The sequence below is a fragment of the Weizmannia acidilactici genome (assembly GCF_008974225.1).
Lineage (GTDB): Bacteria > Bacillota > Bacilli > Bacillales > Bacillaceae_C > Weizmannia > Weizmannia acidilactici.
This window is the reverse complement of the sequence record NZ_BKZR01000140.1, coordinates 1-207: the sequence shown is the minus strand read 5'-3', so window position 1 is coordinate 207 and position 207 is coordinate 1. Positions and strand designations below refer to the sequence as shown.

Genomic DNA, 207 nt, shown 5'->3' with positions numbered 1-207 from the left:
TCATGTGGAGCCTAGCGGGATCGAACCGCTGACCTCCTGCGTGCAAAGCAGGCGCTCTCCCAGCTGAGCTAAGGCCCCGTTCATTAAGGGATGGTGGGCCTGAATGGACTTGAACCATCGACCTCACGCTTATCAGGCGTGCGCTCTAACCAGCTGAGCTACAGGCCCTTAATGAAAGGAAATATAATATATTTAGAAAGGATTCAT

General features: G+C 51.7%; 2 tRNA genes. Both read right to left on the bottom strand.

From position 1 onward, the window contains the following. Nucleotides 1–5: 5 nt before the first annotated feature. A tRNA-Ala gene (locus tag GBH70_RS16555) sits at nt 6–78 on the bottom strand. 13 nt (nt 79–91) lie between these two features. Then, a tRNA-Ile gene (locus GBH70_RS16550) sits at nt 92–168 on the bottom strand. Nucleotides 169–207: the final 39 nt, after the last annotated feature.